At 43.6% G+C, this 15,322-nt stretch carries 15 protein-coding genes, 1 tRNA gene, 1 rRNA gene, 1 other RNA gene and 1 other annotated feature; of the genes, 14 read left to right on the forward strand and 4 right to left on the reverse strand.

The window, feature by feature from the left end; genetic code table 11:
• The first annotated feature begins 69 nt into the window (after positions 1 to 69).
• A 5S ribosomal RNA gene (gene rrf, locus AR335_RS22620) occupies positions 70 to 185 on the forward strand.
• Positions 186 to 755: 570 nt separating this feature from the next.
• On the opposite strand, the gene AR335_RS22625 is transcribed toward rrf, so the two are convergent.
• A complete protein-coding gene (locus tag AR335_RS22625; RefSeq protein ID WP_062240394.1) occupies positions 756 to 1,709 on the reverse strand; it encodes a YaaC family protein in 954 nt (317 codons plus the stop codon).
• A gap of 131 nt (positions 1,710 to 1,840) precedes the next feature.
• On the opposite strand from AR335_RS22625, the gene guaB reads away from it, so the two are divergent.
• From guaB to AR335_RS22660, 6 genes are all read left to right on the forward strand, one after another.
• Complete coding sequence (gene guaB / locus AR335_RS22630; protein WP_053356300.1) at positions 1,841 to 3,298, forward strand: IMP dehydrogenase; 1,458 nt, start codon at positions 1,841 to 1,843, stop codon at positions 3,296 to 3,298.
• 148 nt (positions 3,299 to 3,446) lie between these two features.
• Complete coding sequence (locus AR335_RS22635; protein ID WP_369795875.1) at positions 3,447 to 4,751, forward strand: serine hydrolase; 1,305 nt, start codon at positions 3,447 to 3,449, stop codon at positions 4,749 to 4,751.
• A 149-nt stretch (positions 4,752 to 4,900) separates the two neighbouring features.
• Entirely contained in the window at positions 4,901 to 5,785 is an 885-nt protein-coding gene (gene pdxS / locus AR335_RS22640) for a pyridoxal 5'-phosphate synthase lyase subunit PdxS (RefSeq protein ID WP_053356298.1), read from the forward strand.
• A gap of 16 nt (positions 5,786 to 5,801) precedes the next feature.
• Entirely contained in the window at positions 5,802 to 6,386 is a 585-nt protein-coding gene (gene pdxT, locus AR335_RS22645) for a pyridoxal 5'-phosphate synthase glutaminase subunit PdxT (protein WP_053356297.1), read from the forward strand.
• 39 nt (positions 6,387 to 6,425) lie between these two features.
• Positions 6,426 to 6,643, forward strand: a binding site (T-box leader).
• A 225-nt stretch (positions 6,644 to 6,868) separates the two neighbouring features.
• Positions 6,869 to 8,143, forward strand: a complete 1,275-nt coding sequence (serS, locus tag AR335_RS22655) for a serine--tRNA ligase (RefSeq protein ID WP_062240403.1) — start codon at positions 6,869 to 6,871, stop codon at positions 8,141 to 8,143.
• Between the two features lie 105 nt (positions 8,144 to 8,248).
• Positions 8,249 to 8,341: transfer RNA gene (locus AR335_RS22660), tRNA-Ser, on the forward strand.
• Between the two features lie 347 nt (positions 8,342 to 8,688).
• On the opposite strand, the gene AR335_RS22670 is transcribed toward AR335_RS22660, so the two are convergent.
• The 3 genes from AR335_RS22670 to AR335_RS22680 all read right to left on the reverse strand — a co-directional run bounded on the left by AR335_RS22670 (position 8,689) and on the right by AR335_RS22680 (position 10,712).
• A complete protein-coding gene (locus AR335_RS22670) occupies positions 8,689 to 9,357 on the reverse strand; it encodes a deoxynucleoside kinase (protein ID WP_062240409.1) in 669 nt (222 codons plus the stop codon).
• A complete protein-coding gene (locus AR335_RS22675) occupies positions 9,354 to 9,995 on the reverse strand; it encodes a deoxynucleoside kinase (RefSeq protein ID WP_062240412.1) in 642 nt (213 codons plus the stop codon). The genes AR335_RS22670 and AR335_RS22675 overlap by 4 nt, the downstream gene beginning before the upstream one ends.
• A gap of 114 nt (positions 9,996 to 10,109) precedes the next feature.
• Entirely contained in the window at positions 10,110 to 10,712 is a 603-nt protein-coding gene (locus tag AR335_RS22680) for an isochorismatase family cysteine hydrolase (RefSeq protein ID WP_053356292.1), read from the reverse strand.
• Positions 10,713 to 10,821: 109 nt separating this feature from the next.
• Here AR335_RS22680 and tadA point away from each other — a divergent pair, with 109 nt between their 5' ends.
• The 7 genes from tadA (at position 10,822) to AR335_RS22720 (ending at position 15,002) form a co-directional block, all read left to right on the forward strand.
• Positions 10,822 to 11,319 carry a tRNA adenosine(34) deaminase TadA gene (tadA, locus tag AR335_RS22685; RefSeq protein ID WP_062240415.1) on the forward strand — a complete coding sequence of 166 codons (498 nt, stop codon included), beginning with the start codon at positions 10,822 to 10,824 and terminating at the stop codon, positions 11,317 to 11,319.
• Between the two features lie 94 nt (positions 11,320 to 11,413).
• An RNA gene (gene ffs / locus AR335_RS22690) (signal recognition particle sRNA large type) lies at positions 11,414 to 11,679 on the forward strand.
• A gap of 111 nt (positions 11,680 to 11,790) precedes the next feature.
• Complete coding sequence (gene dnaX, locus AR335_RS22700) at positions 11,791 to 13,473, forward strand: DNA polymerase III subunit gamma/tau (RefSeq protein WP_062240418.1); 1,683 nt, start codon at positions 11,791 to 11,793, stop codon at positions 13,471 to 13,473.
• Between the two features lie 21 nt (positions 13,474 to 13,494).
• The gene (locus tag AR335_RS22705; protein ID WP_053356289.1) at positions 13,495 to 13,818 is read left to right on the forward strand and encodes a YbaB/EbfC family nucleoid-associated protein; all 324 of its coding nucleotides are present in this window, start codon (positions 13,495 to 13,497) and stop codon (positions 13,816 to 13,818) included.
• A 10-nt stretch (positions 13,819 to 13,828) separates the two neighbouring features.
• Positions 13,829 to 14,425 (forward strand): recombination mediator RecR, encoded by a 597-nt coding sequence (recR, locus tag AR335_RS22710; RefSeq protein ID WP_053356288.1) that lies wholly within the window; start codon positions 13,829 to 13,831, stop codon positions 14,423 to 14,425.
• A gap of 18 nt (positions 14,426 to 14,443) precedes the next feature.
• The gene (locus AR335_RS22715; RefSeq protein ID WP_053356287.1) at positions 14,444 to 14,668 is read left to right on the forward strand and encodes a YaaL family protein; all 225 of its coding nucleotides are present in this window, start codon (positions 14,444 to 14,446) and stop codon (positions 14,666 to 14,668) included.
• Positions 14,669 to 14,735: 67 nt separating this feature from the next.
• Positions 14,736 to 15,002 (forward strand): pro-sigmaK processing inhibitor BofA family protein, encoded by a 267-nt coding sequence (locus AR335_RS22720; protein ID WP_062240420.1) that lies wholly within the window; start codon positions 14,736 to 14,738, stop codon positions 15,000 to 15,002.
• Positions 15,003 to 15,322: the final 320 nt, after the last annotated feature.

A 15,322-nucleotide genomic window follows, 5' to 3' on the forward strand; every position in this document is an offset into this window, starting at 1 on the left:
AAGTTTGGATGAAAAGTTATCTAGTTTTGAGGGAATATACCTCAAAATAGGTTGAAAAACCTACCTATGTCTGGTGGCGATAGCGAAGAGGTCACACCCGTTCCCATACCGAACACGGAAGTTAAGCTCTTCAGCGCCGATGGTAGTTGGGGGCTTCCCCCTGTAAGAGTAGGACGTTGCCAGGCATGAACGAAGCACTGTTGGATTGATTCCAGCAGTGCTTTTTTGTATGTTTTTTTATGAAAATGACGTGATAGGCAAGTAAACCTTGTCGAATCGCAAGTAACGGCTGTGAAATCGCAAGTAAACGCTGTCGAACCGCAAGTAAATGAGCCGGTTTCGCAAGTAAACCCACAAAACCGCAAGTAACGCTCCCGGACAACAAAGCAGAACCTTCGAAACCGTATCCATTAGCCACAAAAAGATGATTTTCAAAGAGAAAACGAAAAAATAAAGCCTATACAAACTAATTACTTGTTCTATTTTTCCTAAAACCATCGAGGGATCAACCAAATAAGGTGGTTTGCATATCGCCGCCTTGGGGCGAGCTCGGTGCAAGGGGTATTCGGTGGTAGTTTGGGGCATCCCCAAGGTTCTTTTATGAAAATAACATGATAGGCAAGTAAACCTTGTTGAATCGCAAGTAACGATCCAAATCACCCAAGGAAGTCCGCCTGAATCACCCTTTTCTGGTCCTCGAGCCCTCAGAGCCCCCCTCAAGCACCCTCGAAACTCTTTTAAATCAAGAATCCTGCTCACCCTTTCCGCTGCAGGAATTGTCCAAGCAAATAGGGCATTTTTGTACGTGTAATGGATAGGAATTCCTTGATAAAAGGGAGATCATTGGTAGTATAGGAATGAAAGATATCACTCCACCACTCGGTCTCATATCGGCACAGCATGCTCAGGTTATAAAGAACAGCATAATGAATCATGCATTCATTCAATTCTTTCATCTCTCTGCGGCTGCTGTAGAGATAATATGAACCGTTAGTGTGATAGCTGAATGGTTCGCATTCAAGGGGATGGAGTACTTTGGAAGAATGAACAATGATATGTTCTTTTGTTTCTTTTAAAAGTTGAAAGGTGATTTCCGGGTTTTCATTGAGAAAGGAGATCAGTCTTCCGGTGTTCATATGAAGACCATCCAGCACATCAATGGGAATAATAAGCTCCTGATCGTTTCGCATTACTTGAACGTTTATATCTTCGTTATGAACATGAAGAAAAAGATCTCTCAATTCGGGTATAAGAGCCATAATATCATTCATCTTAAGCTTTTCGCCTTCTGCATGTTTAACATGAAACAATTTAGTGGAAAAGTGATTAAAAAGACCGCTCCTCTGAATCCTCACTTCATCATGAAGAAATTCATAATACTTCTTTTTACGTTTCCTGGTTGTTACACCGTGGGCAAGAACAGAACTGTTTTCTGGATAGTCAGGGTCAACGGTCAGTATGCACGCCTTTAGCAGCTGGATCATGCCATAGAACAGCAAAACCGGCTGGAGTTCAGTCGGTGCTGTACCTGCCAAGTCATAATATTTCTTTCCATGTTCCAGAAAATAAATGAAGGGATAGCAGTTTTGATAGCTTTTGCTTTCTGCCTGCTCAATTCCAGCGTTTTCGTAGCAGCCATAAAGGTATTTTTGCGCCCTGCTGGAGGAGAAAAAACTATAATATAATGACCAGGTATTCGCATCGGACATCGGGCGCTCACCTCCGTGGTATTTTTTGAAAAGTTAGACTTATTGTTCCTTCCTTGACAGTAGTTTATCCAGTTGTTAATCTACAAATAATATTTTTCAGGAAGTTAATTGAAGAGAAGGGTGGAGTATGCATGTGGGAGAGCAAGTTTGAAAAAGAAGGATTAACGTTTGATGATGTGCTTTTAGTGCCGGCAAAATCGTCTGTTTTGCCAAAAGATGTTTCATTGAAGACACGTCTTTCAGATTCCGTACAGTTAAACATCCCTGTTATAAGCGCTGGAATGGACACGGTAACAGAGGCAGAATTGGCGATTGCCATGGCTCGCCAGGGCGGATTAGGTATTATCCATAAAAACATGTCTATCGAACAGCAGGCAGAGCAAGTGGACAGAGTAAAACGCTCTGAAAGCGGAGTTATTACTGATCCGTTCTACCTTACACCTGATCATCAAGTTTTTGATGCTGAACATCTTATGGGGAAATACAGAATCAGCGGTGTTCCCATTGTTGATGAAAATAAGAAGCTTGTAGGCATTCTCACCAACCGTGATCTTCGTTTTGTTGAAGATTACTCCATTCAGATTTCAGATGTAATGACGAAAGAAAATCTTGTGACTGCCCCAGTAGGAACTACCCTAAAAGAAGCAGAGCAATTACTTCAAAAGCATAAGATTGAAAAGCTTCCATTGGTCGATAATGAAGGCACTCTTCAAGGATTAATTACAATAAAAGATATCGAAAAGGTTATTGAGTTCCCTAATTCTGCAAAAGACAGCCAAGGTCGTTTGCTGGCTGGTGCTGCAGTAGGGGTAACAAAAGATGCAATGGTTCGCATTGATAAATTGGTCGAAGCAGGAGTGGATGTTATCGTCATCGATACGGCTCATGGCCACTCTGAAGGTGTATTGACTAAAGTAAGAGAAGTTCGTGCTAAATACCCTGACCTTACCATCATTGCTGGAAACGTAGCAACAGCAGAAGCGACAAGAGATTTGATCGAAGCTGGAGCAAGTGTGGTCAAAGTCGGAATCGGGCCTGGATCGATCTGTACGACCCGTGTTGTTGCCGGGGTAGGTGTGCCTCAGATTACGGCCATTTATGACTGCGCAACAGAAGCCCGCAAGCACGGTATTCCGATCATTGCTGACGGAGGCATTAAATATTCTGGAGACATCGTGAAAGCTCTTGCTACAGGCGGAAATGCTGTTATGCTCGGAAGCTTGCTTGCCGGAGTAACCGAAAGCCCAGGAGAACGGGAAATTTACCAAGGGCGCCAATTTAAAGTTTACCGGGGAATGGGATCGATCGGGGCTATGGAGCAAGGAAGCCGCGACCGATATTTCCAGGAAAATAATCAAAAACTCGTTCCGGAAGGCATTGAAGGTCGAGTCCCTTATAAAGGGCCACTGGCTGATACATTGTTCCAGCTGATCGGCGGAATTCGTTCAGGTATGGGATATTGCGGAACTCCTACATTAGAGGAGCTTCAAAATAATTCTAAGTTCGTTAAGATTACCGGTGCTGGATTAAGAGAAAGCCACCCTCACCAAGTACAAATTACCAAAGAAGCACCAAATTATTCAGTCTAAAGATGGATTTTATAAAAAAAGTGGACAGAGGTCATTCCTCTGTCTATTTTTTTGTATATTGCTATGGTACAATTACGTTTGTGTAAATTGTATGGAGGTGTCAGTTTTGTTCGGCAACAAACTTAAAGGATTTACTTTTTCAGCTGTCATGGTTTCAATGCTATCAGCCAGTGTATTTGGATATTCAGAAAAAGCAAGCGCTGCTCCGGAATTGAAAACAAAATCGGAAACGGCGATTTTAGTTGATGGAGATACAGGTAAGATTTTATACGAAAATAAAGCCGATCAAGTATTGCCGCCAGCCAGTATGTCAAAAATGATGACTGAATACCTGGTCAATGAAGCGATTAAAAAAGGCAAAATCCAATGGGATCAAAAAACAGCCATTAGTGATTATGCACATAAAATTTCTCAAAACAGAGACCTTTCAAACGTACCATTGCGAAGTGATTATAAATATTCAGTAAAAGAATTATATGAAGCTATGGCCATTTATTCTGCAAACGGTGCTTCGATCGCATTGGCAGAGCTTGTTGGCGATGGTAAAGAGTCCAAGTTTGTCGGGATGATGAACGACAAAGCTAAAAAGATGGGAATCAAGGATGCTCGTTTTGTTAACAGTACAGGTCTGAACAACAATGACCTCCAAGGGTATGATTCCGTTGGTAGCAAGACGGATGAAAATAAGATGTCAGCAAAATCAGTAGGGATTCTTGCATTCAAATTAATCAGTGACTATCCTGAAGTTTTGGATACAGCAAGTATTCCATCCAAATGGTTCCGTCCTGGGACTGACGATAAAATCATGATGAAGAACTGGAATTGGATGCTTCCGTCCCTCGTTTATGGATATAAGGGAGTAGACGGACTAAAGACGGGCACTACGGACAATGCGGGTTACTCTTTTGCAGCTACAGCGAAAAGAGATGGAACACGGTTGATTTCTGTTCTTATGAAATCGAACAGCTATGCAGGCCGGTTTGGTGAGACGAAACAATTGCTTGATTACGGATTTTCCAACTATACAAAAGAAACACTTCTTCCTAAAGGCTATCAGCTGAAGAAACAAAAAACTCTTCCTGTTATCCAAGGAAAAGAGAAAGAAGTTGGGATTGCAACAAAAGAACCGGTTTCAATGCTTGTGAAAAATGGCGAAAAACAAAATTATAAACCAGTGCTTGTGATCGACAAGAAACACTTGGATAAAGACGGCAAATTGAAAGCTCCTCTTAAAAAAGGTGAAACTATCGGCCATATTCAATTGAAATATACAGGTAAAGATGCGGATCACGGCTATTTGCTGAATGACGGATCCGGTAAAGGGCAAGCTAGTGTTGTAACGACCAAGGCAGTAGAAAAAGCCAATTGGTTTGTACTTGCCATGAGAGGTACTGGCCATTTCTTTGGCGGTGTCTGGGATTCTGCAGTTGACACTGTAAAAGGCTGGTTCTGATCTTGATGAAATACTCTTCAAAAGCATTGCTTTTGAAGAGTATTTTTTAAACCCTAGCGAATTTATTGGTTTTACGTTAAAATGAATGTGAATTTGATTATTAAAAAAACTCATAAATGAGTTAATAAATAAACAGGGGGATATGTAGCATGTTAAAGACAGGTACAGATCGTGTAAAACGCGGAATGGCTGAAATGCAAAAGGGCGGCGTCATTATGGACGTTATCAATGCAGAGCAAGCTAAAATTGCCGAGGCTTCCGGAGCAGTAGCTGTTATGGCGTTAGAACGAGTTCCAGCAGATATTCGTGCAGCGGGCGGAGTAGCGCGCATGGCGGATCCTACAATCGTAGAGGAAGTACTAAATGCAGTCAGTATCCCTGTAATGGCGAAAGCTAGAATCGGACACATAGTGGAAGCGCGTGTTCTTGAATCAATGGGTGTTGATTACCTTGATGAAAGTGAAGTACTTACACCTGCGGATGAAGTATTCCACTTGAACAAACGTGATTTCACAGTTCCATTTGTATGTGGAGCCCGTGATCTTGGGGAAGCTTCCCGCCGTATCGGAGAAGGCGCTTCTATGCTTCGTACAAAGGGTGAGCCTGGAACAGGAAACATCGTGGAAGCTGTTCGCCATATGCGCATGATTCAAGGCCAAATCCGCAAGGTAGCAGCCATGAGTGAAGATGAACTCATGACTGAGGCTAAAAATCTTGGAGCACCATATGAAATCCTTCTTCAAATCAAAAAAGACGGACGTCTTCCTGTCGTTAACTTTGCAGCTGGCGGCGTAGCCACTCCTGCAGATGCAGCATTAATGATGGAGTTAGGTGCTGACGGAGTATTTGTCGGATCAGGAATCTTCAAGTCCGAAAACCCTGAGAAATTTGCCCGTGCGATTGTAGAAGCAACCACTCACTACAGAGACTATGAGCTGATTGCTAAACTATCAAAAGGACTCGGTACTGCAATGAAAGGGATCGAGATCTCCACGCTACTTCCTGGAGACCGCATGCAGGAACGAGGCTGGTAAGAAAGGAAGCAACGCGATGATTAAAATTGGTGTTCTTGCCCTGCAAGGCGCTGTGAGAGAACATATTAAAGCTTTGCAAGAAAGCGGCGCAGAAGCAGTGAGCGTAAAGCGTATTGAAGAGTTGAATGATCTGGACGGGCTTGTGATCCCAGGCGGCGAAAGCACTGCGATGAGGCGTCTGATCGATAAATATAATTTCCTTGAACCATTGAAGGAGTTTGCACAAGAAAAGCCAGTTTTTGGTACATGTGCAGGCCTAATCCTCATGGCAAAACGCATTCAAGGTCAAGACCATGCGCACCTCGAGCTCATTGACATGACCGTTGAGAGAAATGCATTCGGCCGGCAGGTGGACAGCTTTGAAGCTGACTTGCACATTGAAGGTGTAGGCGAAGATGTGAATGGTGTTTTCATCAGAGCTCCTTATATAGTAGAAGTCGGGGAAGAAGTAGAAGTTTTATCTGTTCATAATGACCGTATCGTTGCTGCAAAACAAGGACACTTCCTATGTGCAGCCTTTCACCCGGAACTGACCGATGATTACCGTCTTCACCAGTTTTTTGTAGAAATGGCATCTCAGAAGAAAAAGGTTATTGCATAAAAGCGGAAAATATTGTACATTACTATACAAACATTATTTGTTAAATCGCTGACAGGAACCAGTAGCAAAATGATCTTTGCCTAGAGAGTCGGTGGCTGGTGTAAACCGACCAAAGTCATTTGTGAATCCATCCTTGAGTGGGAAGCTGAAATTAAACGTAAGCTTTCCCGGTATACATTGTCCGTTATCAATGACAAGGTGGCAGGTGTATTTACTTGCAACTAGGGTGGCAACGCGGGTTAACTCTCGTCCCTTTATAGGGACGGGAGTTTTTTGTATTTGTACGCCGGACGATAAGCGGCGGATTTCTTCGTTGCCTTGATTTCCTCGGATCCTCATTTGGGTATACCAAACTCCGGTCCTCGGAATCAGCGGCGCCTCGAACTCCTTGCTTTTTGAACGGATACCGGGCCACAATTACGGATTTCTTCAGCTATTTGGGTTTTGTCAGAAAAAGGTTATTGATTAAAGGAGGAAGAAACATGCTTGATTTGAAATATGTTCGAGCGAATTTTGATGAAGTAAAAGAGAAATTAAGCAAACGGGGAGAAGACTTAACAGGCTTGGACCGTTTTGTTGAATTGGATGAAAAGCGCCGTGAACTGATTGGTGAAACAGAAACATTAAAGTCTAAACGTAACGAAGTATCCAAACAGGTAGCGGAATTCAAACGTGAAAAGAAAGATGCCGACCACTTGATCACAGAGATGCGTGAAGTGGGAGACCGGATTAAATCCATCGATGACGATCTGCGCACGGTGGAAGAGGATCTGAACCACCTGATGCTCACACTGCCGAACCTGCCTCATGAAAGTGTACCGGTTGGTGAAACAGAGGACGATAATGTACCTGTACGCCATTGGGGAGATATTCAGGAGTTTGCATTCGAACCAAAAGCTCACTGGGACTTGGCGACAGATCTTGATATCGTCGATTTTGAAAGAGCCGCTAAAGTAACTGGAAGCCGTTTTGCTTTTTATAAGGGAGCGGGAGCACGCCTTGAACGAGCTTTGATCAACCTTATGATGGACTACCATGAAGATAAGCATGGCTATACTGAAATCTTGCCTCCTTACATGGTGAACAGAGAAAGCATGACAGGAACTGGGCAACTGCCGAAGTTTGAGGAAGATGCATTTAAAATCCGCGAAGAAGATTACTTTTTGGTCCCGACTGCTGAAGTTCCGGTAACCAACCTTCATCGCAATGAAATTTTAACTGCCGAAGAGCTTCCGAAAGGTTATGTTGCATACAGCGCTTGTTTCCGATCTGAAGCGGGATCTGCTGGCCGTGATACACGCGGTCTCATCCGTCAGCATCAGTTTAATAAAGTAGAGCTTGTCCGTTTCGTGAAACCGGAAGAGTCTTATGAAGAGCTTGAAAAGCTGACAGGCCATGCAGAAAAAATTCTTCAGCTGTTAAAGCTTCCATATCGTGTACTGAGCATGTGTACAGCTGATTTAGGATTTACTGCTGCGAAGAAGTACGATATTGAAGTATGGCTGCCGAGCTACGGAACGTACCGTGAAATTTCTTCTTGTTCTAACTTTGAAGGCTTTCAGGCGAGAAGGGCGCAAATCCGCTTCCGCCGCGAAGCGAAAGGGAAACCTGAATTTGTTCATACACTGAACGGATCAGGACTGGCAATCGGCCGTACCGTAGCTGCCATCCTCGAGAATTATCAGCAGGAAGACGGCTCTATCGTCATCCCTGAAGTGCTTCGCCCATATATGGGGAACAAAGAAGTTATCAAGTAAAAAGAGAAAGGGAAGGATTTACTCCTTCCTTTTTCATTTTTTTATAAAAGAATGTTGACATATAATTGAGTCACATGGTATTATTATTTTTGTCAGTAAGACCATGGAGGTATACCCAAGTCCGGCTGAAGGGATCGGTCTTGAAAACCGACAGGGGTGTAACAACCCGCGGGGGTTCGAATCCCTCTACCTCCTCCATACATAATTTCAACATTTGCCGCTGTGCAGATGTTTTTTTATTTGGCTTTTTTCCAAAAGATTGTTGCTTAGTGAAGATTTTTTGTCTAGATTACTTCCTTGACAAGTTGATTGGAATGCAAGGTGCGAGACTCCAGCGGGATATGCGTGACAGGTGAGACTCCCGCAGGCGCATGCGCCTAGAGGCTCACCGCACGCCCCGCGGAAAGCGAGCAGCCTGGAATGGAAATCAACCACTTTCAAGAGCGACAAAGGTTGCGAAAATAGCTTTTTATTTTTCAGCCTATATAGGAGATAAATCGCTAATAAAAAAAGTGCCTTCCGTCATCATCGGAGGCACTTTTTTTTTATAACCGGACTTCTCTTTTGGCTTCAATCTTTTGGCCGATCTTCGCCATAATTCTTTCGAGTGATTCAGGATCATGAAGCAGATCGTAATCATTGATGTTCAAGCGAAGGACGGGGCAGATGCTGAAGTTAGAAATCCATTGTTCGTAGCGTTCATACATCTCTTCCCAATATTCAACAGGTGTATCCTGTTCCATCTGACGGCCACGCTGTTTAATGCGCTGCAAGATATCATCAAGCGATCCTTCGAGATGGATCAGAACATCCGGGTGAGGGAAATAAGGGGTCATAACCATTGCCTCAAACAAACGCGTATACGTATCATAATCCACTTCGGACATTGTCCCTTTATCGTAATGCATTTTTGCAAAGATGCCTGTATCCTCATAGATTGACCGGTCCTGAATAAAGCCTCCGCCGTATTCAAACATTCTCTTCTGCTCTTTAAAACGTTCAGCTAGAAAGAAAATCTGAAGATGAAAGCTCCATCGCTTAAAATCTTTATAAAATTTATCCAGGTATGGATTGTTGTCGACCTTTTCCATTGATGTTCTGAAGTTTAAGGCTTGAGCGAGAGCTGAAGTCAGTGTAGATTTACCGGCTCCGACCGTACCTGCAATAGTGATGACTGCATCTGAGGGAATGCTGTATTTTTCGGCTAAATTCATCGAGTCAGTTCTCCTTTATGCAAGGTGGCTTCAATCGCAGCAAATATCTTTTCCTTATCACTGCTTTGAGTGACAAAATCCAGTTCATCACCATTAAAAGATAGAACAGGGATCTCAGGATGCTCGTTTTGAAAAGCCGCCATAAATATTTCGTAATCATTGATGAGTCTCATTAAGTATGATGGATCGATCTGCTTCTCGATATTTCTGCCCCGAAGTTCTATGCGTTCCAGCAGCGTATCAAGGCTGGCGTTCAGATAGATGATCATATTGGGCACAGGCATGTCTTTCGTGAGAATATCGAAAATCTGCATATATTTATTATAATGATCGGCGGCGAGTGTCTGGCCCGCAAAGATGCGGTTTTTAAAAATATGATAATCAGCCACAACCGGAATGTCTTGATTTAAGTAGTGTATTTGTATATCTTCAAGCTGTTTGTAGCGGTTGCATAAAAAGAACATCTCTGTCTGGAAACTCCACTCTTCGATGTTATCGTAAAACTTCCCCAAGAACGGATTTTCTTCAACAATCTCTTTCAACAGCTTAAATTTATAGTGTTCTGAGATGGCTTTTGCTAATGATGTTTTTCCAACACCAATTGGCCCTTCAACTGCAATAAAGGGGGTAGAATTCATGCTGCTTTTCCTCCCTATTTTCAATTACAAAAAAATAACAGACAGAAAATATTGTAGCATATGAAGGGCGGAGGGAATAGAACAAAATACTGTTAAATTAAAATCTTCTTCATTCTATAGAATTGTCCGTTTTTTATTTTGTTCCGCCTCTTTTATGATTTTTTTAAAGTTAAGTTCATGGCTTGAGGAAGTATCGGCTCTCAATGTATTTTTTATTAAAAGAATAGCCCGTTCATTATCTTCAGTAATGTTGGAAGCGGAGCAGTCTTCCGGCACATAGAGCGTGAAATCACGCATGAATGCATCGTTTGCCGAAAACAGGACACAAATGTTGCCGGCCAAGCCCGCGAGTATTAAAGTTGTTATTTTCATATCATGCAGCAGCGTGGATAATGGTGTTGAAAAGAAAGCCGAATGCATGGGTTTAATAATGAAAAAATCGTTATCCTCAGGCACGAGCTGCTCGACAAATTCTTTCCCTTCCTTTTCAAGGCAGTAATTAACCAGTTTCTTTCGGTCGGACTGCCATTTTCCGAAATTATCGTTCACATAGATAACTGGAATGCCGTTCTCTTTGGCTTTATTTTTGAGATCTGCAATGTTCGGGGCAATAGGCAATGCCTGTTCAATGAGCATGTGGCCTTCCGGAAAATCAAAATCATTGATAACATCTATAATAAGGAGAGCAACCGGTGGATAAGATGGTGTTGAGGACATATGAAATCCACTCCTTTACGTCTTTTTGCACATCCATAACTATTCCTCTCTTTATTATTGGCCAAACCTTATGTATAATCACATAAAATACAAAGATGGAGTCGGAATGATGCTTCAAAATGAAAAAGATGAACATTATATGTCTCTGGCGATGGATGAGGCCAGAAAAGCAGAAGAACTTGGTGAAGTTCCAATCGGTGCAGTATTGGTGATGGATGATGAGGTCATCGCTGCGGCTTATAACCGCCGTGAGATCGAACACCGTGCAGTTGCCCATGCTGAACTGATCGCTATTGATCAAGCATGCAAGAATAAAGGCACATGGCGGCTTACCGGAAGCACGCTGTATGTTACCCTGGAACCTTGTGCCATGTGTGCTGGGGCCATCGTTCTCTCCAGAGTTGACCGTGTGGTTTTTGGCGCACATGACCCAAAAGGCGGCTGTGCAGGAACGCTGATGAACCTCTTGGAGGAGGAGCGCTTCAATCACCAATGTGAAGTTGTTCCGGGCGTGCGCGGGCAGGAGTGCAGTGAGATGCTGTCTGCTTTTTTCAGGGGACTCAGAAAACGGAACAAGGAAAAGAAAAAAAATCAGAGCGGCCTTTGATGGGAATACCTGGTACGGGTTGATTTTTTAGCACCACCGTTGTATACTTAATCTTGCACATTTGATATGTGCCTAAATAACGTTATACACTTTGTCGCGCTAGGCGGGGAGGTAGCGGTGCCCTGTACTCGCAATCCGCTGTAGCGAGGCTGAATTCCTCTCCTCGGTTAGTCCTGCGTATGGTCTGACGCAAGTAAGTGGTGTTGACATTCGGGTCCTGCGCAACGGAGACCCATGAACCCTGTCAGGTCCGGAAGGAAGCAGCAGTAAGTGGTCATCTTCGTGTGCCGTGGGGCAGCCTGGATCGAGCTAACTGCTTGCGTAACGCATAGGTTGGCTACACCAAAGAGAGGTGCGCGGCATTTTATATATTCAAACAACAACTCACTCCTTATGGGGTGAGTTTTTTGTTCGTTTTCAGTATAATAGAAGATAGAGCAAATTGACGAAATGAATGAAGGAGGGCATGGGATGAGCTATCAAGCGCTTTACCGTGTCTGGCGGCCGCAGTCCTTTCATGATGTGGTCGGTCAGGAACATATCACCAAGACAATCCAGAACGCACTAATGCAAGACAAGCTTTCCCATGCCTATTTATTCTCAGGCCCGAGGGGAACCGGAAAAACAAGTGCAGCAAAGATCATTGCAAAAGCAGTAAACTGTGAAAAAGCCCCTACAGCGGAACCATGCAATGAGTGTGATAACTGTATTGGAATCACGAACGGTTCGATCTCTGATGTATTAGAGATTGACGCAGCATCAAACACCGGGGTAGACGACATCCGGGATATCCGCGACAAGGTAAAATTTGCACCGTCAGCTGTCCGTTATAAGGTTTACATTATTGACGAGGTCCACATGCTTTCAACCGGAGCGTTTAACGCATTGCTTAAAACACTGGAAGAACCTCCACCGCATGTTATCTTCATACTTGCTACAACAGAGCCTCATAAAATTCCGCTGACCATCATTTCACGGTGCCAAAGGTTCGATTTTAAACGCATTTCCAGCCAGTCGATCGTGGACAGGATGAAAACGATCCTGGACTCCAACAGCATTATTCCTGATGATGACGCCCTGCATTTGCTTGCCCGGGCAGCAGAAGGCGGAATGCGCGACGCACTCAGCCTGCTCGATCAGGCAATATCCTACAGTGAAGATGAAGTCAGGGTAGAAGACGTTCTTGCTGTAACCGGAGCAGTGTCACAGGGATTCTTGTCGCAAGTGGCAGCAGCCTTCAAAGAACAGGATGTTGCAAAAGCACTCCATGTTGCCGGCCGGCTAATGGCTGAAGGAAAAGACCCTGTCCGGTTTATCACGGATTTGATCTATTATTACCGTGACATGCTTTTATATCAGACAGCTCCTGGACTTGAAGAAGTGCTGGACCGTGTAAAAGTCGATGAAGAATTTAAGGAGCTGTCACAGGGAACGGACCGTACATGGATCTACAAGGTTATAGAACTCCTTAATCAGTCTCAGCAGGAAATGAAATGGACAAACCATCCTAAGATTTTCCTCGAGCTTTCCCTGATTAAAATCTGTCAGGAAGAACGAAAGGAATCAGCGGGAGCGGGACAGGAGCTTTTAAAGAAAATAGAAGTACTGGAACAGCAGGTGAAGGAACTAAAAGAAAAAGGGGTAGCCCTTGCTCCAGCTGATCCTTCCACCCCTGCTGTCCAGGAAAAGAAAACCTTCCGTACAGCAGGCAGGGGGAGCGGCACGAATACAGGCCGTATAAAAGAAATGCTGAAAAAAGCTTCGAAACCGAATTTGGTCCAATTGAAAAACAATTGGGGAGCGATCATGGAAAAGATAAAATCGGAAAAAGTGAGTGTCTACGCCCTTTTATCCGGTGCTGAACCGGTTGCTTGTTCCGATCAGGATGTCCTGTTGTCTTTCCAGCATGAAATTCACAGCCAAATGGCTTCATCCGACAATATTCGAAGCTGTGTAGAAGGCGTGATTTATAGTACAATAGGGAAGTCCCTAACGATGTTAACCATCCTGCAGCCGGAATGGGATACTGTGAAAAAAGAATTCATCCAGCAGCAGCAGCGCGGGGACGGCAACAGCCAAGCTGAAGCGGAAGATCCTTTAATTGCGGAAGCCAAAAAGCTGTTTGGTGAAGAATTAATTGAAATAAAAGAATAAACCTTTAGGAGGACGATACTTATGATGCGTGGCGGCGGAAACATGAACAATATGATGAAACAAATGCAGAAGATGCAAAAGGAAATGGCAAAAGCTCAGGAAGATCTTAAGGATAAGAAAGCTGAAGGAACAGCTGGCGGCGGAATGGTTACTGTTATTGCCAACGGCCATAAAGAAGTACTCGAAGTTAATATTAAAGAAGATGTAGTGGATCCTGAAGATATCGAAATGCTTCAAGACTTAGTGCTTGCAGCAACAAACGATGCTTTGAAAAAAGTAGATGAGCTTGTGAACCAGGATATGGGTAAATTCACTAAAGGATTAAACATACCGGGATTATTCTAGGGGGCGGAATATGCATTACCCAGAGCCAATATCAAAGCTGATCGACAGCTTTATGAAATTGCCAGGGATCGGACCAAAAACGGCGGTCCGTCTGGCATTTTTCGTATTAGAGATGCGCGAAGACGATGTACTCGATTTCGGCCGTGCCCTCGTCAACGCCAAACGGAATTTAATCTATTGCACCAACTGCTTCCATATTACAGACCGTGATCCATGCATGATCTGCGACGATTCCAGCAGGGACCGTACGACCATTTGTGTCGTTCATGATTCAAAAGATGTGATAGCTATGGAAAAAATGAAGGACTTTAGAGGGCTTTATCACGTGCTGCATGGCTCCATATCTCCAATAGAAGGAATTGGGCCGGAGGATATCAAGATTGCCGAGCTGTTAAAACGACTTTCCGATGATACCATCCAGGAAATTATACTGGCCACCGACCCTAATATTGAGGGAGAGGCAACTGCCATGTATATTGCCCGTCTGCTGAAGCCGACCGGCATTAAGGTTACACGTATCGCTCATGGCTTGCCAGTAGGCGGAGATCTGGAATATGCCGACGAGGTGACGTTATCTAAAGCAATGGAAGGCAGACGTGAAATTTAAAAAAAGGAGACACACAGCATGTTTTTCTCCCGAAAAGGACGTTTAAGAAAAGCAGGAGATGAACGTCTTCTAGAAACTCTCCAACAAGTAAAATCAGTATGGACGCATCAGAAAGGCCTGGTGGAAAGAAGCGTCGAGCCTTCTGAACAGGTTATATATGAACTTAAGCTCGCTGAGGCCAAGTATCTGTTTCTCTTAAAAGAGGCTAAAATAAGAAAAGTAACCACAGGAAGACTGAAATAGTCTTCCTGTTCTTTTTTTGGGACATCCCCCATACATTTACTATAAAAGAAGCTGGGGGATGATAACTATGGAACCCGTGATGGTCATTTCCATTCTCGGTAGTGCAATTCTGCTGCTCCTGTTGATTGGGGCGCCGTTAAAACCATTAAGATGGACAGGTCAGATGCTCATCAGATTATCCATCGGAGCTCTGCTGCTGTTCTTTTTGAACACTGCCGGTGCATCCTATGATATACACGTGCCGATCAATGCGGCTACTGTCTTCATATCAGGGCTGCTTGGCTTGCCAGGCCTTGCCTCACTTGCAGCCATTCAATATTTTATCGTAGGATAGCCCTCTTGCTGCCGAGCAATTTGTTCGGCAATCAGAGGGTTTCTTTTTTATTTTGAAAAAAACTCTTGCAACGTATGAATAAGGGTGGTATATTTATTGAGCTGCTTCTTTTGCTTGCTGACTAAGTCAGTAACCAAATAACTTTTTTCAAAAAAGTTATTGACTTGATAGGTGCCCATGTGGTATTCTAATAAAGTCGCCAAAACGAGCGGCGCAAACTTGTTCTTTGAAAACCAAACAAAAGCCAGGTAAGTCAGGGATTTTACAATCCCATCAATTTTTAAACTTTAAGAGCTATATCAAACACTTTATTGGAGAGT

This window comes from Fictibacillus sp. FJAT-27399, from assembly GCF_001510655.1.
GTDB classification, from domain to species: Bacteria; Bacillota; Bacilli; order Bacillales; family Fictibacillaceae; genus Fictibacillus_C; species Fictibacillus_C marinisediminis.

Coding starts and splice junctions, on each gene's coding strand:
- AR335_RS22625 (WP_062240394.1), bottom strand. CDS start 1,709: ATGTCCGATGCGAATACCTGGTCATTATATTATAGTTTTTTCTCCTCC.
- guaB (WP_053356300.1), top strand. CDS start 1,841: ATGTGGGAGAGCAAGTTTGAAAAAGAAGGATTAACGTTTGATGATGTG.
- AR335_RS22635 (WP_369795875.1), top strand. CDS start 3,447: ATGGTTTCAATGCTATCAGCCAGTGTATTTGGATATTCAGAAAAAGCA.
- pdxS (WP_053356298.1), top strand. CDS start 4,901: ATGTTAAAGACAGGTACAGATCGTGTAAAACGCGGAATGGCTGAAATG.
- pdxT (WP_053356297.1), top strand. CDS start 5,802: ATGATTAAAATTGGTGTTCTTGCCCTGCAAGGCGCTGTGAGAGAACAT.
- serS (WP_062240403.1), top strand. CDS start 6,869: ATGCTTGATTTGAAATATGTTCGAGCGAATTTTGATGAAGTAAAAGAG.
- AR335_RS22670 (WP_062240409.1), bottom strand. CDS start 9,357: ATGAATTTAGCCGAAAAATACAGCATTCCCTCAGATGCAGTCATCACT.
- AR335_RS22675 (WP_062240412.1), bottom strand. CDS start 9,995: ATGAATTCTACCCCCTTTATTGCAGTTGAAGGGCCAATTGGTGTTGGA.
- AR335_RS22680 (WP_053356292.1), bottom strand. CDS start 10,712: ATGTCCTCAACACCATCTTATCCACCGGTTGCTCTCCTTATTATAGAT.
- tadA (WP_062240415.1), top strand. CDS start 10,822: ATGCTTCAAAATGAAAAAGATGAACATTATATGTCTCTGGCGATGGAT.
- dnaX (WP_062240418.1), top strand. CDS start 11,791: ATGAGCTATCAAGCGCTTTACCGTGTCTGGCGGCCGCAGTCCTTTCAT.
- AR335_RS22705 (WP_053356289.1), top strand. CDS start 13,495: ATGATGCGTGGCGGCGGAAACATGAACAATATGATGAAACAAATGCAG.
- recR (WP_053356288.1), top strand. CDS start 13,829: ATGCATTACCCAGAGCCAATATCAAAGCTGATCGACAGCTTTATGAAA.
- AR335_RS22715 (WP_053356287.1), top strand. CDS start 14,444: ATGTTTTTCTCCCGAAAAGGACGTTTAAGAAAAGCAGGAGATGAACGT.
- AR335_RS22720 (WP_062240420.1), top strand. CDS start 14,736: ATGGAACCCGTGATGGTCATTTCCATTCTCGGTAGTGCAATTCTGCTG.